This window comes from Bartonella sp. TT119HLJHH, assembly GCF_042193385.1.
In the GTDB taxonomy this organism is placed as follows: Bacteria; Pseudomonadota; Alphaproteobacteria; order Rhizobiales; family Rhizobiaceae; genus Bartonella.
The window spans coordinates 163,300-183,303 of the sequence record NZ_JBHILS010000002.1; the positions used below are offsets into that span (position 1 = coordinate 163,300).

Here is a 20,004-nt window from a genome sequence, read left to right on the forward strand (position 1 = left end):
CGCTTCAAAGCGTTTTTGTGTTTGCTCATATATTAAAATCTTGAAGAAAAGAATTATTTTGGCGCTCATAGCCTATACTACTTTTGGGATCATGCCCACAGATAAAACAAACATCATCGCCTAAGGGTAAAACTTTTTCTCGAAGGGATTTGCATCAATTTTTCATAGGAACAGAAGGGGAAGTCCGTACGTCCAATAGAACCACGAAAAAGAACAGCACCCAAGAGGGCTAAGCGCTCTTTTTCATTGAAATAAATAACATGACCAAGGGAATGCCCCAGTGTATACAAAACCCTAAACTCATGTCTAGCAAAATACACACACTCACTATATCGAACAACGCACCATGATGCTTTCGGGTGTAAGCCATGATTTAAGAACCATTCTCACTTGTTTTAAACTTCAGCTAGCGTTAGCAAATACTGACTTTGATATCAAGCCGCTTGAGCAAGATGTGAGTGACATGCAAAATATGTTAGAAGATTACCTTGCTTTTGCCCGTAGTGAAGACAGTGAGTGTGTTAAAACTTTTGATTTAAATGCTCTTATGCAAAAATTCTCTACCGATGCGCATCTTCACAAACGCCAATTTTCCTACACCATTGAAAGCCCTACACAAATACAAGCACGCCCACGTGCCTTCACACGTCTCATCAGCAATCTTGTGTCAAACGCATTTTATCATGCCAATACTGTCAAACTAACAGCCATATCCCAACAAGAATGTTTCCCATATATCAAAAAAAAGTTCCCGCAATATATTATATTTATACAATTATAATATGATATCGAACTCAATATTTAGCCTCACAAGAGAGTAGTCAAACAGGACTGTATTTTATCACACCAATAAGGTTCTATCTTAGCACCATAAGTCTATAATAAAAAACGATAACTTTTATTCATACACCTATTGTTCAATTCATATTGTATCAAGCAATAAAAAAGTACTCATCAATAAATAATTTATAACCAATAGTAAAAAATCTGGTTCTCTAAATACAAGCTGCTTAATGAACATTAAGAATAGTACATTAATTGAAATCAAAATTCTGTCATGATTTTATTTTACTGTATTGGTAATAGTTTTAACTAAATGAATTTTTATTTTTTTGTCACAATAAAGTCCAAAATTGTTCAGGCTCTATTCAGTTTGACACATGTAGGATGTGAAAAATACGAATTTACACAAGGAGCATCATTATGAAAAAAGTGATCAGATTAGCGGTATTATCAGCAATGTCTACTGTAACCGTTTTGATGCCATTAGATCCAACGCTTGCGGATATGGCATGGTATCATAACTATGATATGAGGAGGGAGGCTGGTTTACCGTCTCACAATTTTAGCTCCCATTTTTCTCATAGTGAACATCACTCTTTTGATAATCCCCACAAGCGTCATTATGTTAGCCATAAATGGGGAGCACAACAACACCATCATGTTGAACATAAGACATATCATTATGTCGAGCGCAAAAAGACAAAACACAGTAGTATTAATATAAATAACTCAGGAGAAGCTTTAGCAATGGGCATTCTTGCTCTTGCAGCAGGTGCACTTCTCGGCAAAATTTTAAAAAAATCAGAACAGCCACAAGTTGTTTATCAAACCGCACCACAGCATCAAATTGTATATCAACAGGTTCCACAAGAACAGATAATTTATGAAGCTCCGCAAACGGTGAAATATGAGCCAGTACAACAATCATTAGAATCTGATTGGCTTCAATATTGCAAGAAAAAATACCGTTCCTTCAACCCTAAAACAGGGACCTTTCGAGACCGTAATGGTGTGGAACACTTTTGTTATGCCCCAATAAATTAACTTCTGTTCTGCCCTACTAAAAAGTCTTAAATGGCACAAAAAAACGCTTCAGAGCGTTTTTTTATTTGCTCATATATTAAAATCTTGAAGAAAAGGATTATTTTGTCGCTCATAGCCTATGCTACTTTGGGGACCATGCCCACAGATAAAACAAACATCATCGCCTAAGGGTAAAACTTTTTCTCGAAGAGATTGCATCAATTTTTCATGGGAACAGAAGGGGAAGTCCGTACGTCCAATAGAACCACGAAAGAGAACATCACCCAAGAGGGCTAAGCGCTCTTTTTCATTGAAATAAATAACATGACCAGGAGAATGTCCTGGGGTGTGAAAAACCTTAAACACATGTCCAGCAAAATGAACGCACTCACCATCTTCTAACCATTGATCAGGGATACAGATGCAAGCATCAGTGATGCCATAATTTTTTGCGCTTTCGCTCACGGCATCCATCACAGGCTTATCATCGCGATGTGAACCGATGATTTTTACATTAAGCGCTTCTTTCACTTGCATTGCTGCTCCCACATGATCAAAATGACCATGTGTTATCCAAATAGCCTCAACGATAACACCATTCTTTTCGATTACGTCTTGAATCCGCGGCCAATCACCACCAGGATCAATGAGAACCCCCGTTTTACATTCACTATCAAAAAGCAAAGTGCAATTTTGTTGGAATGTTGTAACTGGAATAATATGTATATTAAGACTACCCATCATATCCTTTTCAAAAGTAACTTTTTTAAATTTATAAATAAAACTTTCTCTCTTTTAAGGTAAAGGTGCTGCTCGACAGCTTTATACAACTTATGTAAACTTGCATTTTGTGTAAACTAAATTTTTATCAAGGTTTTTTTAAGAATGACCAATCACGTTCAAGTTTTGTGTGACGATGCCCCTCACCTTCTTGTGATTGATGACGATACTCGTATTCGCAATCTTTTATTTCAGTTTCTCATTAAAAATGGATTTCGTGTTTCAGTTTCAGCCAATGCGAATGAAGCAAGACGACTATTGGCAAGTTTAGATTTTGATCTTCTTATTGTTGATGTCATGATGCCTGGTGAAAACGGTATTGACCTCACTCATTCACTCCGCCAAACAAAAAATGTCCCTATCTTCATGCTAACAGCTTTATCAGAAATAGACAATCGTATCCGTGGATTAGAAGCAGGGGCAGATGATTATCTGGCTAAGCCGTTTGACCCTCGTGAACTTCTCCTTCGCATCAACGCCATTTTACGACGAGGTTTTCCCCTTAGCCAACCCAAAATTGAGCAAATCGTTTTTGGTCCTTATATATTTTCAATTTCACGACGCGAACTCAAAAAAGGAGGAGAAATTATTAAATTAACAGATAAAGAGCAAGAAATGATGGTCATTTTTGCCGAAAATGCAGGCGATACAATTCCGCGCCATAAATTTGCGACCGATGACAGCAATATAAGTGAACGTGCCATTGATGTGCAGATCAACCGCCTTCGTCGTAAAATAGAAAAAAATCCAGCACTCCCTATATGGCTCCAAACTGTGCGAGGAATAGGGTATAAACTCTCAATTGAATAGGCGCACAATGTTCAAACCTTTAAGATTTTTTTTTCGATGGCTAACGAAAAAGATGCCTAAACGGCTTTATGCTCGTTCTTTGATCATTATTATTGCTCCCATGGTGCTTCTGCAAACGGTCATTGCTTACGTCTTTATGGAACGTCATTGGCAAATGGTAACCGAGCGTCTTTCAACTGCTGTCGTGCATGATATTTCAGCCATTATTGATATTCTTGAAACATATCCACAACAAGATAACTATGAAGATATCAAGCGTATTGCACAACAACGTATGGGATTAAACATTTCTATTTTATCTCCTGCCCCCTTACCCCCACCAGGACCTAAGCCATTTTTTGCAATTCTTGATTATTTTCTAAGTGAAGAAATCACCCGCCAAATTAACCGTCCCTTCTGGATCGATACTGTAGGAGATTCTGATCTTGTTGAAATCCGCATCCACCTTGGTCACAATATCTTACGCGTCTTTGCTCCACGCAGCCAAGCTTATGCTTCCAATACTGCTATTTTTTTAAGCTGGATGGTAGGAACAGCTCTTGTTTTATTGCTGATAGCAATTTACTTTTTGCGCAATCAAATCAAACCGATTCAACAATTGGCTGAAGCAGCAGAAAGCTTTGGACGCGGTCGTCCTTTACCAAAAGGATTTCAACCACAAGGAGCTGATGAAGTTCGTCGTGCAGGCATCGCTTTTGTACGCATGCGTGAACGTATTGAACGCCAAATTGAGCAACGTACCATGATGCTCTCAGGAGTAAGTCATGATTTAAGAACCATTCTTACACGCTTTAAACTTCAGCTAGCATTAGCAAATACTGACTTTGATATTAAACCGCTTGAGCAAGATGTAAGTGACATGCAAAATATGTTAGAAGATTATCTTGCTTTTGCTCGTGGTGAAGGAAGTGAAAGTGTCAAAACTTTTGATTTAAATGCTCTTATGCAAAAATTCTCCGCCGATGCTCATCTTCACAAACGTCAATTTTCTTACACTATTGAAGGTCCTACAGAAATACAAGTACGTCCCCGTGCTTTCACACGCTTAGTCAGCAATCTTGTATCAAATGCATTTTGTTACGGTACGACCGTTAAACTAACCGCTAACTCTCAACTAGAATCTTTTATATTAATCATCGATGATAATGGACCTGGAATTCATGAAAATATGCGCACAGAAGTTTTTAAGCCATTCTTTCGACTTGATAAAGCGCGAAATCAAGATGCAAGTGGAACAGGACTTGGTCTTTCTATTGCCCAAGACATAGCACGCAGCCACGGTGGCAACATACAATTAGATGAGAGCCCTCTAGGGGGGGTGCGCGCTATTCTTGATATCCCCCTATGAGTAATATTTCAGCAAACCGTCTGTAAAAATAACAGACTGTATATTTTAGGCATTCCCTACAGTTTCAAACAAAGTGTACTGTAGTGCCTTGTAAGCACTTTCTCCCGACAAAGCAACCATCTGAAATGCAACATAATGGCTTTCACAGACTTTAAGTGCATGTATCAACAATGTTTCAACCTGTATATGAGATGGATGCATCCCACCAGCCAAAAGAAGACCTTGTCGATAAATAACTGAATTATTCCTTTGCCAGTAATCAAAATGTCCCAACAACAACTTTTCATTAATTGCTAGCAATAAGCGCTGTATTTCAGCTGTTTGAGCATTTTTTATAGAAAGATCAAACGAACAAGCTAAATGAAGTGCTTCATGCTCTTCCATCCATGAAAAAGCAAGACGATAGTTTGCACGTTTTCCTTCCACACAAACGCTAATTTCATCTTGTGCATCCCGCTCAAATGACCAATCATATTCACAGGCAATCTGTTCGATAAAATCAACAGGGTGCTCTTTTCTTTCTGTGGCGCAAAATGCAAGCCTCATCACAATCCTCAATCATCTTTAAACATTGTCAACAGAATATAAACCATCTAAACTGTAACAATATTTTGCTACAATCAGAACCTTTACACCAAACAAATACACATAAAAACATCGACAGTACACAAACACCCAGAACACAATCGCGCTGTTTAGGGCAACCTGATAATCATAAAACGAATCATCAAGTCTTTTCAGTGTATTGATACAATTTCATAGCGCCAGCCCCCCTGATTCAAAAAAATGTATTTTACCCCCAAAAAAATCAAAAATAAACAAATGCTCCGCTCTAACAGACTCAAGATTAAGCATTTTTTAGTTTCACGCATCATATTGAAAAATTGGGGATATTTTTTGAAGATTCTTTTTTTAAGAAACTATTTTACTTTTTTGTGTCTGCGTTTTTTAAATCATCTTTTTTTAAATCATCAAGGCGCCTTTTCAAATCAGCATTATCAGCATGGATTTTCAGCACCATCTCCTTAAAAGTCTCAAACTCTTCGCGAGAAACAAGATCAAGTTTGTTTGCTATCTTTTCAGCCTGCACACGAAAAGCTGTTCCAGCTTCACGTCGTATGCCTTGCGCAACGTCAGCAGCATCCGTTGCTAATTTTGCTAATTCATCAAAAATACGGTTTGATCCATTACGCATAACATTTTTCCTTAAATTTTAATTATTGACGCACGCATTATAGCGTATTCTCATAACATTTAGATACTGTAATTTGTTCCTTTTACTCTATATTTTACATACTATGTAGACTTTTCATAACGATTTTGTTTAAGAGTTTTTAATACTCCTTTTATCACCATATTTTTTTTACCGCGATAAATCAGTGGAAATCTATCACCCTTTCTGTCTAGCCTCCCTACTGACTTGACCATTGTGCATTCATCTGTCATTTCTGATCATCAGAGTCACTTCATATTCATCTCATAATGTAAGATGCTTAACTCATGAACAATTTGTCTTGTCCAGCCATTGCTTTTCCGTCTTTTCTTGATCCTGTCATTATCCAGCTAGGTCCTATAACACTTCATTGGTATGGACTTGGTTACGTGCTGGGTATTCTTTTTGCTTGGTGGTATGCGCAAAATTTATTAAAAAAAACATCTCTATGGTATAGAAACCACCCTCCTATGGATAAAGAGAAGATCGGAGATTTTGTTGTCTGGTCTGCCATAAGTGTTGTTGTTGGAGGACGTTTAGGACAAGTTCTTGTATGGGATCCCATTTACTATTTTAACCATCCAAGTGCTATCATTGCCGTATGGGATGGGGGAATGTCCTTTCATGGCGGACTTATTGGTATTATCATTGCTATGATCTGGTTTGCCCGTAAAAATCATATTAACATACGAGCCATGTTTGATATCATTGCTGCAGGTGCTCCTATTGGTATCGGCATTGTACGAATTTGCAACTTCATCAACCAAGAGTTATGGGGCAATATTACTACACATCCTTGGGCTGTTTGTTTTCCTCTCGATCCTTACTATTTACCGCGCCATCCAAGTCAACTTTATGAAGCATTTATGGAAGGATTTCTTCTCTTCATCATCCTGTGTCTTCTTATTTTTTGGTTCAAAGCATTAAAACGTCCCGGTACTGTATCAGGGATATTTATTATAGGCTATGCAATAGCACGCAGCATTTCTGAAATTTACCGTGCTCCTCAAGAAGATCCAGAATGGTTTTCCACACTTTTCCATTCTACTGGTTTTACTTATGGCATGGCTTTATCTCTTCCCATGTTTCTTTTAGGGGGATATCTTCTTCTCCATGCCTTTAAATATAAATCGACAGAAAATGGCCAGTCTCAAAGAAAAAATTAAAGAAATTATTGCCCTTAATGGACCAATCACTGTTAGCCAATATATGACGTTGGCGCTCACCGATCCTCAATTTGGTTATTATCAAACACAAACACCTTTTGGACGTACTGGTGATTTCATTACAGCACCTGAAATAAGCCAACTATTTGGAGAGATGATTGGCATTTGGACTCTTGCAAGCTGGAAAGCTCAAGGTTGTCCTTATCCTTTTATTCTCGCTGAAATAGGTCCAGGACGTGGAACTTTGATGGATGACATTTTGCGAACTATCCAAAAGCTCTCTCAAACGGCATTTAATGCTGCTGAAATTTTTCTGATAGAAATAAGCAAAAAACTTGCAAAAGAACAAAAAAAACGCCTTTGCTCTTATCAAAAACAAATCCATAGCATTGAAAATTTTAATCAAATTCCTTCAAAACCTCTCTTCCTCATTGCTAATGAATTTCTCGATACACTCCCTATCAACCAATATATTAAAGTCAATGGAGAATGGAAAGAGCGCTGCATTACAGTCAATCAAAATGGAGATTTCATCTTTATTGCTGCCCCACATAGACTTCCCTCTTCTTGTCTACAAACCTATTGTTCTAAAGTGCCTGACGGAACAATTTTTGAACATGCCCCCTTACGACATCAGTTCATGAAACAAATCAGCCACCATTTAGTGCAAGTAACAGGTTCTGCTTTACTTATCGACTATGGTGCTTGTGATCTTGCTTTTGGTGATACGCTGCAAGCTCTCTCAAAACATAGATTTCGTGATGTTTTCGATGCCCCTGGTGAACATGATTTAACATCCCATGTTGATTTTTCTTTTTTAAAAACCATCGCTCTTGAACAGGGCTGTTTTGCTGAAATCTTCGAGCAAGGAGAATTTCTTTTTAAAATGGGGCTACTGGAGCGCGCAAAACAGCTTGGAGTGGGAAAAAGCACTCCTTTGCAAGATAAAATCCGCCAAGACATCGAACGGCTCGCTGGTCCAGATCAGATGGGAAAATTATTTAAAGTTTTACATTTCAGTAATAAAAACATCTCCATCCCTCCCCAATTTTGATGATCAGCGCTTTTGTCAATAAGCACATCATTATCTGAAATATTCATTGACAAATATGAACATCTCCATCCTCATTTCAAATAATCTCCATAAGGAACTTTTATGAAATCTATTCCTCATCCCATTCTTGCAAAAAATCTTTCTACTTTACACAACCATGGGATAAAACATGGATTTTTTACACGTCAAGGTGGTGTTTCAAAAAATCTTTATCATAGTCTTAATGTTGGGAAAGGTTCAAATGATCAACCTGAACATATCGTACAGAATCGTCTTTTGATCGCCAATTATTTTTCTATTGAGGCGAAAAATTTAGTCACAGTCAATCAAATACACTCCTGTAACATTGTCGTAGCTCATCAAGCAACTATCGGTACCCCTCCTCAAGCTGATGCTCTAGTTACGACCACCCCAGAACTCGTTATTGGGGTTCTTACAGCAGATTGCGGCCCCATTCTGTTTGCTGATCCACAAGCTGGAGTCATCGCTGCAACTCATGCTGGCTGGCGTGGAAGCTTAAATGGAATTATCGAGAAAACAATTGCTGTTATGGAAAAACAAGGAGCCAAAAGACAATCAATAACAGCAGTCCTTGGACCTTGTATTGGTCCATGCCACTACGAAGTAACAAGTGAATTTTACGACCAATTTATGGAGAGCCATAGCAAATTTCAAAAATATTTTTTAAAAACAGAAAAAGTCAATCATTTTCGCTTTAATCTATGGGCATTTATTATAAACAAACTCAAAGAAGCAGGCGTTAATGCTTCTTGTGTAGAGCTTTGTACCTATCAAGATGAACAGCGTTTTTTCTCCTATCGCCGTGCAATTCACCGCAACGAACCCGATTACGGACGGCAAATTTCCGCTATTATGCTGAAAAACAAAAGATGAGCCCCTTTTATACTTGGAACAATACCAAAACTGCAAAACTAAACTTTTTATCCAAATGTAAAAATAAATCCCATTGTACTTTTCTTTTTTCACGAAATTATCTAGCAGCCCATAAAATATGATTGCCTTCGCTATGATCATTTCCAATGTTTGGTTATAATGATTGAAAGCAAGATTATACTTCATTTTATTACTCCCCTTCATTCATCTTCAATATGAAACATTCTCCATATTGAAAATATTTTTTATAAAGTAATAACCAAAAAGCTTAATCTATATGTATTGCTTTGCCACATGGAGAAAAAACTTTGCTCTAACAGTAATAAACTTTTGGAAAAAGAAACAACATACCGCATAGCTCTTTAACAATAATCGATAAAATTGTAAGGCTTTTGTAATTGTTCTCTTGCAATTTAATAAAAAGAAATTAAAAACCGTGTCGCATTCCCACCATGATGATTCAGAGGTTCTACTATGAAACTTTTCTGCGGAAATTCTAATCCACGCCTTGCTGAAGATGTTGCAAATTATTTGAATATCCCCTTAGGCAAAGCAACTGTAAAACGCTTTGCTGATCAAGAAATTTTCGTAGAACTGCATGAAAATGTACGTGGACAAGATGTTTTTGTTTTGCAATCTACATCCTATCCCGCAAATGATCATTTGATGGAATTGCTCATCATGATTGATGCCCTTCGTCGTTCTTCTGCGCGTCGTATTACAGCTGTTATCCCCTATTTTGGCTATGCCCGCCAAGATAGAAAACCAGGACCACGAACTCCCATTTCTGCAAAACTTGTTGCCAATCTCATTACTGAAGCAGGAGCCCATCGTGTTTTAACATTGGACCTTCATGCAGGACAAATTCAAGGTTTTTTTGATATCCCTACAGATAATCTCTATGCTGTCCCTGTCATTTCTCGCGATGTCAAAGTGCATTATTCTCTTGAAAATGTTATTGTTGTTTCACCTGATGTGGGTGGTGTGGTTCGCGCGCGCGCGCTCGCCAAGCGCTTGAACAGTTTGCTCGCTATTGTGGATAAACGTCGCGAAAGCCCCGGTGAATCAGAAGTTATGAATATCATTGGAGATGTATCGGGAAAAGATTGCCTTTTGCTTGATGATATTGTTGATTCAGGTGGAACTTTATGCAATGCAGCAAGTGCTCTGCTTAAACATGGTGCCAATAGTGTCACGGCTTATATCACACACGGTGTTCTTTCTGGTAATGCAATCGAACGAATTGCCAATTCAGAGATGAAAGAATTGGTTATTACAGATTCAATTATGCCAACACAAGCTATTGAGAAAACCCATAATATTCGTGTTTTGCCCATTGCCGACCTTATTGGAGAAGCAATAGCAAGGACAGCAGCAGAACAATCGGTTTCCAGCTTATTTGGTTAAAGTGGTTCCTTGGGGTCTCCCGGTGCTGTTTCAACACCAAGATCAGGAAATGCAACAATACGTTGACCACTAAAATGCGTGTGAATAACAATAAGTCCACGCTCTTCAAAGTAGGTTAAAAGTCGGCGTGCACGGCTTAAAGAATGAGTCCCATAAAGACGTGCTAAAAATGCATCAGATGGACAGGGCTTTCCCCCTAATGCGGCCTGTGCCACGTTCAAGAAGACTCCTTGAACATCTTCTTCCAAACTTTCTGATATCTGCAAAATATGTTTCCAATGTTCACTGACAGCCGTTTGTTCATCAACAAAAGCCTGAGCAATAGCCAACTTACGCCGAAATTGTGAAAGATTAAAAGGAACCTTTGACATACCATGGATACGACAACGAACTGAAAAATCTTGATAAAGCACCGCTGTTGAACGATAAAAAGCTTCAGAATCCTCAAGAATTTCCCGAATAATATGTTCTGCCTGCCCGTCACGCTCAACATCAGAAAGTTCAGGAAATAAACTCGGGTTTTCTTCCAACAACTCTTGTTTTTTATGCACGACCTCCTCTAACATCTCGTGCATTGATTTTTCCCTCATCGGCTCTCGTGTTTGTTTAAATGGCGTTAAAATTTCCTCTGGTGAAGCAGTAAAAACGAGCTCTTGTACATCATCTCGCTCTGTTGGAAGTGGCATTAATTTAGGGCTAGAAGAGCGTGCCAAAGTTTCAACAGAACCGATAATAATTGGTAAGGGACGTCGTGATAAAGCAGGGCCTAAAGCTATAAAATTTCCCCGTTCAAGATCTCTAAACATTTCCGCTTGGCGACGTTCCATCCCCAAAAGATCAGCGGCGCGCACCATATCAATATCTAAAAAAGTCCGCCCTATTAAAAAGTTTGAAGCTTCAGCCGCAACATTTTTGGCAAGCTTAGCCAAACGTTGTGTCGCAATAACACCAGCAAGACCACGTTTACGTCCTCGACACATAAGATTGGTCATAGCGCTCAAAGAAATTTTACGCGCTTCATCAGAAACTTCTCCTGCTGCAGTTGGAGCAAACAATTGTGCTTCATCGACAACGATAAGCATAGGATACCAATAATCACGTTCCACATCAAAAAGTGCCCCAAGGAAAGCCCCTACAGCACGCATCTGTTGTTCAGTATCCAAGCCTTCAAGATTAAATACCACTGAAACTCGATGTTGTCGAATGCGATGGGCAATACGAGTCAATTCTAGTTCACTACGTTGAGCCTCTACAATAACATGACCAAATTTATCTGCCAAAGTTACAAAATCGCCTTCTGGATCAATTACACAATGCTGCACCCACTTAGCACTTTGCTCCAAAAGACGGCGTAAAAGATGTGATTTCCCTGAACCGGAATTACCTTGTACAAGAAGACGTGTTGCCAATAATTCTTCTAAGTCAAGAAGTGCTGGCATCGATTTATGCAAAGCACGACTTTCTGACATCTCACCCAAGGCAATCTCAACCTTCATAACATCTCCAGTGTTTGATTTTGAACATATCAGTGCCAGCACATATTGGTTGATTCTCCATCCACACCGCAATTTGTAACATTTCCTCCTTTTTAACGGTAGAAATCATCGATTTTTCCCACAACTCTTGCATCTATGAATAGTTTGAACTATAGAACAAACTTCTGCGTAGACACCCTTGGAGGCAACGTAGAATGGAGTGATCGCTGTTGGTTAGCGCATATCTTCATATCCATGCAAAAACTGTTACTGTTTTTGAAGGATCTCCAATCATGTAAAAAGGACTTAAATTATGAGTAAAAGCTACACTCTTAAGGCCGAAAAACGCGAGCGGGTTGGTAAGGGGTCCTCCCGTGAACTTCGCCGCAACGGTCTTATTCCTGCTGTCATTTATGGTGAAAAACAACCACCCTTGGCAATAACAGTTCCCTATAAAGAAATTTTCTACAAAATTCATGCCGGTGGCTTTCGTACCACCATTGCAACGATTATTCTTGACAAGCAAAAAATTATGGTTTTGCCAAAAGATTATCAACTCGATCCCGTGCGTGACTTTCCCCTCCATGTAGACTTTTTACGCATTTCAGCAAAATCCGTTGTAGAAGTGAATATTCCTGTCCACTTCCTCAATGAAGATACGGCACCTGGAATTAAAAAAGGTGGTGTCCTCAATATTGTTCGGCACGAAATTGAATGTACAGCTCCAGCAAGTGCTATTCCTGAAGCTATTGAAATTGATCTCTCCAGCTACTCTATTGGTGATTCTATTCACATTTCAGCAGTACAACTGCCAAAAGATGTGACTCCCATCATCCAAGATCGAGACTTTACCATTGCAACCATTGCAGCTCCTGCTGGCATGGATGTCAGTGATGAAACTTCTGAACAAGAAAATAATGAAGAAGACACACAAACTTCATAAAACTCAAAAGGCGGAAATTTGTTCCGCCTTAATTTATGAGACATTACCCTTACTCATACTTTGACTGAAGATGCACATGTGGCTTATTGCTGGTCTTGGCAATCCTGGTTTACAATATCAAAACAACCGCCATAATATCGGCTTTATGGCTGTTGATGCCATTTATCAGTCCTTCTCTTTTTCTCCATGGTCAAAGAAGTTTCAAGCAGAAATCTCCAATGGTTTCATAAATAATGAGAAAATTTTTCTTATAAAACCACAAACTTTTATGAATCTTTCTGGTCAAGCTATTGGCGAAGCTTTGCGATTTTATAAATTAGATTTGAAGAATTTGATCATCATTTATGATGAGTTAGACCTGTCACCGGGAAAAGTTCGTATAAAAATTGGTGGAGGAAATAATGGGCATAATGGCATTAAGTCTATTGATGCCCATTGTGGTACTGACTATTGTCGTATACGCATAGGAATTGGTCATCCTGGAAGCAAAGAACTTGTTCATCAACATGTCTTGGGAAATTTTACCAAATCTGATCAAGAATGGTTATCCCCTCTCTTAGAGACAATTGCAAAAAATATCGCTCTCCTTATAAAAGATGAGAAATCCCTCTTTATGAATGAAGTTTCACAAACGATAAAAAACAATCAAAACCATTGGCTTGCGTGCCCCTGTCGCGTGAAGAATATGAATAAGAACTCTTAAAAAAATCCTCTTATAAACTTTCTCAAAGACAAAATCTATTGGCAACGTGAGAAGCTAGAAAATAGAATCAAAATACAAGCTTGTATACACTTTTGAAAAAGAAAGGCTTATCTTCTCTTTTAAGAAAAAGAGAAGATTGAACAGAAAACCAAAATACTTAAATGGCTCTCTCCAATCTTCTCCCCCAAATTAAAAAAAATCATTTGGCTGAATGGTTGCCTGTAGCGGATCGTAGCCATTTGATTGTTGACTATAAACTGTAGGAATACTCCTATTGTTTTGCAATACCACAACACGCGAACCAACGGGAACACGATCATAAAGATCGATAATATCTTGATTAAGCAAACGAATGCACCCACTTGAAATAGCACGCCCAATTGACCACGATTCGTGTGAACCATGAATACGGAAAAGTGTATCTTTCCCATTTTTGAACAAATAAAGTGCCCGCGCACCTAATGGATTATCGGGCCCTGGTGGCATTCCTTTCCCAAGATGACCATAACGTTCTGGTTCTCGAGCCATCATAGCTGCAGTAGGAGCCCAATTTGGCCACCGACGCTTGCGCTGTATAACCCCCTCACCTTCAAATGCTAGGCCTTCTTTACCGACCCCAATCCCATAACGCAAAGCTTTTCCATTTTCACCAATAAGGTAAAGAAAACACTCTTGCGTATCTACAACCAATGTCCCAGGCGCATAAGATGTATAATAAATCACTTCTTGTCGCCAATATTTTGGATCAATTGTCGCAAGATCAACAGCAGGTAACGAATAGGTCTCATTCGTTACAGGACCATACAAAGCCTGTATTTCTGGTGGAATGTATCGAACTTGTTGAAAAGAAACCGATGACATATCTGACTGATGTGTAGCACATCCAGCCAAAGCCAAAAGTGCTGCAATTAAAAAGGCATAACGAGATAACACTCTTCTATTTTCTCCGATTAATTATTTATGCAGATTTGCATACCATGAAAAACTTAGCACAATATTAACATTAATTCGAAGTTTTCTTATCCTTGTAACTAAGGAGAACAATAAGGTAAGAAGAACTAAGGTAAAAAAAGCAGATACCTGCTACTTTATACTTTTTTCTCACTTATCGCAAGGCAAGGACTATAACTCTTCTGAAAATATGCTATAAAAAGGAAGCTTTATCTTGACCATAAAATTAATAGAAAAGAAAGACTCTCATGGGCTTTAAATGCGGTATTGTCGGATTACCTAATGTTGGGAAATCAACTCTTTTTAATGCATTAACAAAAACAGCCTCGGCACAGGCTGCCAATTATCCTTTTTGTACCATTGAACCCAATACCGGTGAAGTTGCTGTTCCAGATTTACGAATGGAAAAAATTGCATCAATCGCTGGTTCAAAAGAAATAATTCCTACACGCATTAACTTCGTTGATATTGCGGGACTTGTACGAGGTGCTTCAAAAGGCGAAGGTTTAGGGAACAAATTTCTAGCCAATATTCGCGAAGTCGATGCCATTGTCCACGTTTTACGCTGTTTTCAAAATGAAGATATTACCCACGTAGAAGGACGTATTGATCCTGTTAGTGATGCAACAACGGTTGAAACCGAGCTCATGCTTGCGGATCTTGAAAGTCTTGATAGACGAATCGTACAAATCCGTAAACGAGCAACTGGAAAAGACAAAGAAGCTCTCGCAATTCTACCCGTTATGGAAAAAGCATTAAACATACTACAACAGGGAAACCCTGTCCGCTTATTGCTCAAAGATATCTCTTCCGATGAACACCAAATTCTTAAGAGTTTAAATCTTTTAACTTCCAAGCCTGTACTTTATGTTTGCAACGTAAGCGAAAATGACGCCGCTCATGGAAATAGCTTTACCCAAACAGTTGAAAAAATGGCAACAGAGCAAAATGCGCAAAGCATTATCATTTCTGCTTCTATCGAAGCGGAAATCACACAACTAAGTGATGCTGAAGCATCAGAATATCTCAATGCTTTAGGACTCTTTGAACCGAGTCTCAATCGCCTCATTCGCGCTGGTTACCATTTACTTGATCTCATTACTTACTTCACCTGTGGGCCTAAGGAAACACGAGCATGGACAATTACGCGTGGTACAAAAGCTCCCCAAGCAGCTGGCGTTATTCACTCAGATTTTGAGCGCGGTTTCATTCGTGCCCAAACCATCAGCTACAATGACTATATTGCTCTGGGTGGAGAAAGCGGTGCAAAAGAAGCAGGAAAAGCCCGCGATGAAGGAAAAGAATACATTGTGCAAGATGGCGATGTCATGTTATTTAAACATAATACTTAAATCTTCACTCTGTCTTAATAATTTATCTTGAAAACTTTGAAATAGCTCCTTGGAATCTTGTCGCAAAAGCTCTCAAGAGTTTTTGGAACAAAAAAGCTGTTGCTAGCATATTATTATGATAGCAACAGCTTGATCCCTTAAAGAATAGAAAGATAGAATTAGTGTGCCCAACGCCCTTCGTATTTAAATGTTGGAGCGTTCTTTAAAGAATCTTTTGTTGCATTTGTAATGAGTTTCCATTTACCATAATCATTTGTCATCTGGATTGTTTCTGGAGAAACGACCACATAACTCTCGCCTATGCCAAGAAAACCACCAACAGCAATAACAAATCCTGCAATATTATTTTCACGCAAAATAATATCTTTTACTTCACCAATATTTTCATCTTCTATATTATATACATTGGCGCCTATAAGACTGGAAGCAACAAAATCCGTTGCTAAAGGTGTCACATAACGCACAGACTTATCTATCCCCACCTGTACAATACCCGTCGAAGAGATCATTTCAGGTTTTGAAGGCACTTCAAAAGACTGAGCATAAGTACTAGAAACCATCAAAATTGACATAAGAGTAGTACATGCAATTTTTTTCATTTTAACATCTCCATTTTTACTTTGCTTTTACTTTATAAAACCTCAATGCATCATAAAAAGATTTGTTCCTTATGCTCTTTATACTCTATACTCTTTTGAGCCTTGTCGCTTTACCCTTTTCTCTTTATTTCGTCTTTTATTTCTTTCTCTAATTCTTCTTCTAAACGACACCAAATACGATTTTTTAAAATATAAACAAACCCTGCAAAAATGATTAAAAATAAAATAACACGAAAACCGGTTTTTTTACGAATTTCCATATGAGGATCGGCAGCCCACATCAAAAAAGCAGAAACATCGCGCGCATAATGTTCAATAATTTCTGGAGTTCCATCTTCATAAGCAACCATACCATCACTCAAAGGAGGAGCCATCGTTAAAGAATTACCGGCAATAAAATAAGGATTATACCAATAACCATTCGCAATTTTTATCTCCTTCGGTGCCTTCTGATATCCTGTTAAAAGAGCTGTAATATAATCTGGACCAGCTGTATCATAATGAGTTAATACATCCGTAATTAAAGCAGGAAACGGCAAAGATACCCCACGTGCACGTGCCATCAATGACAAATCTGGAGGATAAGCATTATTCAAAATAAATCTTGCTTCTTCTTCATACGCAAAGGGAGAAGGAAAATAATCCGTTGCAACCCCAGCACGTTTAAAAAATTTTCCTTCTCGATTAGGACCATCGCGCACTTCATATTGCCCCGCCAAAGCTTTGATCTGTTCTTGATCATACCCAAGAGCTTTTAAATTGCGAAAAGCCACATATTTTAGCCCATGGCAGCTGGAACAAACTTGTTTATAAACCTTTAATCCGCGCCTCAATTGCGCCTTATCATAAAACCCAAATGGACCTGAAAAACTCCATTCTTGTTTTTTAGGAACTTGTAAAGGAAAAGAAATAAATCCCTCTTCCTGATCAGAGTCATCACTCGCTAAACTCTGAGCAGAAAAGCTCATAGCAACAATAAAAATCAGTCCGACAAAAACATTTACCATAGTCTCTTTTTCTGTTTTAAATCTTGCATAATTGAAGAAGGAAGAGAACAATTTTTTTCAAACGCTGGCAAAATCGGCAAAATAACCAAAAAAAATATAAAATAATAAACAGTAGCCAATTGTGTCCATAAAAGAATTTTATCACTTATTTCTCTTGACCCCAACCAACCAAGAAAAACGACATCAATAACCAACGCCCAAAAGAAAATTTTATAAACAGGTCGATATCTTGCTGAACATATTTTAGAGCGGTCTAACCATGGCACAAAAATTAAAATGCAAATCGAACTGACGAATAAAACAAAGCCAACAAAGTTTGAAGAGAAAATACCAATATCAAAGGTTATAGCACGAAGCATCGCATAAAAAGGCAAAAAATACCATTCTGGAACCACACGAAGAGGTACCTTTAAAGGATCTGCCACACTATAATTTTCAGCCTGCCCCATATAATCGGGCATATAAAACAAAAACCAGGCAAAGAAGATCAGAAAAACAGTAATAGCAAAAATATCTTTGATAAGCGCATAAGGCGAAAATGGAACTGTTTCCTTATCTGATTGTATAGCAAGACCCGTTGGATTACCTTGCCCAACACAATGAATTGCCCAAATATGCAGCCCCACAAAAAGAAGCAAAATAAATGATAAAACATAATGGAAAACATAAAAACGATTCAACGTTGGTTGTCCTACGACATAACCACCCAGAAGTGTCTCATGCAACCATGTCCCCACCAAAGGTATCGTTTTAAAAAGCCCTGCAATCACTGAAGCCGCTGAAATAGACATCATCCCCCAAACAAGCACATAACCAAAAAATGCTATTGCCATCATGATGATATAAATAAAAATACCTGTAACCCATACCATTTCTCGCATATTTTTATAAGAACCATAATAAAGTCCACGTGCTAAATGGATATAAACGGCAATAAAAAAAAACGAAGAGCCTACACAATGCCATGGACGAAAAAGCCAACCAAACTGCCCTTCACGCCGAAATCGTTCACTGGTTTCAAAAGCCAAATGAATATCCGGAACATAATGCATAGCCAAGACAATACCAGTCAAGAGCTGTGATAAAAGCATAATGGTTAAAATACCGCCAAATGTGTAAAAGTAATTAAGATTACGCGGAACAGGAAAAATCACAAATGCATTATAAAAAAAACGAGGAAGAGGAAAACGCTTATCAAACCAACGGGCAAGAGCACTTTTAGGACAATAAGGAGGAAACCTTACCATGACTTTATCCTATTTTGAGTAAAGTATCAGAAAGAAATTGGTAAGGTGGAATAGTCAAATTATAGTTAGCTGGGCCTGACCGCACTCTTCCAGCGGTATCATAAACAGACCCATGACAGGGACACAACCATCCTCCAAATTTACCCGATTGCCCAAGTGTTACACAGCCTAGATGCGTACAAAGATTAATAACAATCAGCCAATTTTCACGTCCTTTACCTGCTGAACGCGCAAAATCTGTTGCTTCTTTTTCACCCTCAAGATTAGGATTGCGCGCTTGACGATCTTTTAGAAGTCTCAATTCAGTAGCGCGCGCATCAGCAATTTCTTTTGCCGTACGATTTCGAATAACAACAGGCTGTCCTCGCCACTTTACCGTCACCGACATCCCCTCTTCAATACCAGAAAGATCAACTTCAACAGAGGAAGATGCCAAAACAGCTTCATCTGGACGCAACTGACGGATAAAAGGCCACGCAACCGCTCCCATTCCAACTGCTCCTGCAACAGCTGTTACCAAAAACAGAAAATCCCGCCTCGTTTGCTCACCCATGGACTTAACTTAAAGAGACACTTTGCTAAAACATTTTTTTACCATACCCTCTCCCATTGTACAATGCTTGATCACTCAGTTACCTCAACCATAAAAACATCCCCGTAAAAAACTCCTGCCATTTGTATGGTTTATACAAAAACTGTTTTATAATGATAATTCATCGTTTTACAGAGTGAATGAAATCCTGAAACACGTAAGTTTCTTTCATTTCAAACCTATTCATATTAACCAATCAAAATTACTCCCCCACCCGTGAAAATCAGAAATAGCATAAACCCTTCTAAAGAAAGAAACATTGTCGTTATGACCATATCTCAGTAAATAAGTTGAGCTTATCAGTTATTTCTTTAACACATTTACAGCATCTCTCCCTTCCTCAATTCCAACTGGTTGCATGAGCATTTTTTTTGCTTCTGTTTTTGCATAAAAAGCATATTTTGTTGATTTTAATTAAAATGGATGATCTAGCCTCATTAAATACCCCACTTTTCAACATAATGAGCCAATCCATTTCATGGATCGCTCAATAAAAGGAAGTCTCTAATAGGGAGCTTCTCTCTGATCCCAAACAGACCTGTATACATAACTTTTTCCCTGAAATTTAAAGGGAATAAAAATTAACCGTAAAAAACATGTATTTCTCAAAGCATATTTTTCGAATAAATTGTGGTGCTTCTTTACAAAGTCGAAAGA

General features: G+C 38.3%; 19 protein-coding genes and 2 pseudogenes. 11 read left to right on the forward strand and 10 right to left on the reverse strand.

What is annotated here, in order from left to right; all coding sequences use genetic code 11:
• Positions 1-25: 25 nt before the first annotated feature.
• A pseudogene (locus tag ACFIJL_RS01890) lies at positions 26-326 on the reverse strand (MBL fold metallo-hydrolase); the annotation flags it as partial.
• Positions 327-331: 5 nt separating this feature from the next.
• On the opposite strand from ACFIJL_RS01890, the pseudogene ACFIJL_RS01895 reads away from it, so the two are divergent.
• A pseudogene (locus tag ACFIJL_RS01895) lies at positions 332-730 on the forward strand (sensor histidine kinase); the annotation flags it as partial.
• A 473-nt stretch (positions 731-1,203) separates the two neighbouring features.
• A complete protein-coding gene (locus tag ACFIJL_RS01900; RefSeq protein ID WP_375622247.1) occupies positions 1,204-1,827 on the forward strand; it encodes a BA14K family protein in 624 nt (207 codons plus the stop codon).
• Positions 1,828-1,896: 69 nt separating this feature from the next.
• Here the strand turns inward: ACFIJL_RS01900 and ACFIJL_RS01905 are convergent, their stop codons facing one another.
• Positions 1,897-2,547, reverse strand: a complete 651-nt coding sequence (locus tag ACFIJL_RS01905) for an MBL fold metallo-hydrolase (RefSeq protein WP_375622248.1) — start codon at positions 2,545-2,547, stop codon at positions 1,897-1,899.
• 144 nt (positions 2,548-2,691) lie between these two features.
• Here ACFIJL_RS01905 and ACFIJL_RS01910 point away from each other — a divergent pair, with 144 nt between their 5' ends.
• Together ACFIJL_RS01910 and ACFIJL_RS01915 are read left to right on the forward strand one after the other, a co-directional pair.
• Positions 2,692-3,396, forward strand: a complete 705-nt coding sequence (locus tag ACFIJL_RS01910) for a response regulator (RefSeq protein WP_375622249.1) — start codon at positions 2,692-2,694, stop codon at positions 3,394-3,396.
• Between the two features lie 7 nt (positions 3,397-3,403).
• On the forward strand, positions 3,404-4,744 hold the full coding sequence (locus ACFIJL_RS01915; protein WP_375622250.1) for an ATP-binding protein: 1,341 nt from the start codon (positions 3,404-3,406) through the stop codon (positions 4,742-4,744).
• A 45-nt stretch (positions 4,745-4,789) separates the two neighbouring features.
• Here the strand turns inward: ACFIJL_RS01915 and ACFIJL_RS01920 are convergent, their stop codons facing one another.
• Positions 4,790-5,290, reverse strand: a complete 501-nt coding sequence (locus tag ACFIJL_RS01920; protein ID WP_375622251.1) for a YbjN domain-containing protein — start codon at positions 5,288-5,290, stop codon at positions 4,790-4,792.
• A 379-nt stretch (positions 5,291-5,669) separates the two neighbouring features.
• Positions 5,670-5,939 carry an accessory factor UbiK family protein gene (locus tag ACFIJL_RS01925; protein ID WP_375622252.1) on the reverse strand — a complete coding sequence of 90 codons (270 nt, stop codon included), beginning with the start codon at positions 5,937-5,939 and terminating at the stop codon, positions 5,670-5,672.
• Between the two features lie 305 nt (positions 5,940-6,244).
• On the opposite strand from ACFIJL_RS01925, the gene lgt reads away from it, so the two are divergent.
• The 4 genes from lgt to ACFIJL_RS01945 all read left to right on the forward strand — a co-directional run bounded on the left by lgt (position 6,245) and on the right by ACFIJL_RS01945 (position 10,478).
• On the forward strand, positions 6,245-7,123 hold the full coding sequence (gene lgt / locus ACFIJL_RS01930; RefSeq protein ID WP_375622253.1) for a prolipoprotein diacylglyceryl transferase: 879 nt from the start codon (positions 6,245-6,247) through the stop codon (positions 7,121-7,123).
• Positions 7,098-8,177, forward strand: coding sequence for a class I SAM-dependent methyltransferase (locus ACFIJL_RS01935; RefSeq protein WP_375622335.1), 1,080 nt, complete (start codon positions 7,098-7,100; stop codon positions 8,175-8,177). The genes lgt and ACFIJL_RS01935 overlap by 26 nt, the downstream gene beginning before the upstream one ends.
• A gap of 102 nt (positions 8,178-8,279) precedes the next feature.
• Positions 8,280-9,071 carry a peptidoglycan editing factor PgeF gene (gene pgeF, locus ACFIJL_RS01940; RefSeq protein ID WP_375622254.1) on the forward strand — a complete coding sequence of 264 codons (792 nt, stop codon included), beginning with the start codon at positions 8,280-8,282 and terminating at the stop codon, positions 9,069-9,071.
• A gap of 474 nt (positions 9,072-9,545) precedes the next feature.
• Complete coding sequence (locus ACFIJL_RS01945; RefSeq protein ID WP_273791232.1) at positions 9,546-10,478, forward strand: ribose-phosphate pyrophosphokinase; 933 nt, start codon at positions 9,546-9,548, stop codon at positions 10,476-10,478.
• Here the strand turns inward: ACFIJL_RS01945 and ACFIJL_RS01950 are convergent.
• Entirely contained in the window at positions 10,475-11,974 is a 1,500-nt protein-coding gene (locus ACFIJL_RS01950; RefSeq protein ID WP_375622255.1) for a helicase HerA domain-containing protein, read from the reverse strand. The two genes, ACFIJL_RS01945 and ACFIJL_RS01950, sit on opposite strands and share 4 nt — an antisense overlap.
• Positions 11,975-12,266: 292 nt before the next feature.
• Between ACFIJL_RS01950 and ACFIJL_RS01955 the strand changes: the two genes are divergently transcribed.
• Positions 12,267-12,896 (forward strand): 50S ribosomal protein L25/general stress protein Ctc, encoded by a 630-nt coding sequence (locus ACFIJL_RS01955; RefSeq protein WP_375622256.1) that lies wholly within the window; start codon positions 12,267-12,269, stop codon positions 12,894-12,896.
• 76 nt (positions 12,897-12,972) lie between these two features.
• A complete protein-coding gene (pth, locus tag ACFIJL_RS01960; protein WP_375622257.1) occupies positions 12,973-13,599 on the forward strand; it encodes an aminoacyl-tRNA hydrolase in 627 nt (208 codons plus the stop codon).
• A gap of 189 nt (positions 13,600-13,788) precedes the next feature.
• Here pth and ACFIJL_RS01965 read toward each other — a convergent pair whose 3' ends face one another.
• Positions 13,789-14,532: a L,D-transpeptidase gene (locus ACFIJL_RS01965; protein WP_375622258.1), complete on the reverse strand. Its 744-nt coding sequence runs from the start codon at positions 14,530-14,532 to the stop codon at positions 13,789-13,791.
• Between the two features lie 266 nt (positions 14,533-14,798).
• On the opposite strand from ACFIJL_RS01965, the gene ychF reads away from it, so the two are divergent.
• The gene (ychF, locus tag ACFIJL_RS01970) at positions 14,799-15,902 is read left to right on the forward strand and encodes a redox-regulated ATPase YchF (RefSeq protein ID WP_375622259.1); all 1,104 of its coding nucleotides are present in this window, start codon (positions 14,799-14,801) and stop codon (positions 15,900-15,902) included.
• A 158-nt stretch (positions 15,903-16,060) separates the two neighbouring features.
• Here the strand turns inward: ychF and ACFIJL_RS01975 are convergent, their stop codons facing one another.
• The 4 genes from ACFIJL_RS01975 to petA form a co-directional block, all read right to left on the reverse strand.
• Entirely contained in the window at positions 16,061-16,501 is a 441-nt protein-coding gene (locus tag ACFIJL_RS01975; protein WP_375622260.1) for a PRC-barrel domain-containing protein, read from the reverse strand.
• 110 nt (positions 16,502-16,611) lie between these two features.
• Entirely contained in the window at positions 16,612-17,508 is an 897-nt protein-coding gene (locus tag ACFIJL_RS01980; RefSeq protein WP_375622261.1) for a cytochrome c1, read from the reverse strand.
• Positions 17,502-18,755: a cytochrome bc complex cytochrome b subunit gene (locus ACFIJL_RS01985; protein WP_375622262.1), complete on the reverse strand. Its 1,254-nt coding sequence runs from the start codon at positions 18,753-18,755 to the stop codon at positions 17,502-17,504. Before ACFIJL_RS01985 ends, ACFIJL_RS01980 begins: the two co-directional genes overlap by 7 nt.
• A 4-nt stretch (positions 18,756-18,759) precedes the next feature.
• A complete protein-coding gene (gene petA / locus ACFIJL_RS01990; RefSeq protein WP_375622263.1) occupies positions 18,760-19,308 on the reverse strand; it encodes a ubiquinol-cytochrome c reductase iron-sulfur subunit in 549 nt (182 codons plus the stop codon).
• Between the last annotated feature and the right edge of the window lie 696 nt (positions 19,309-20,004).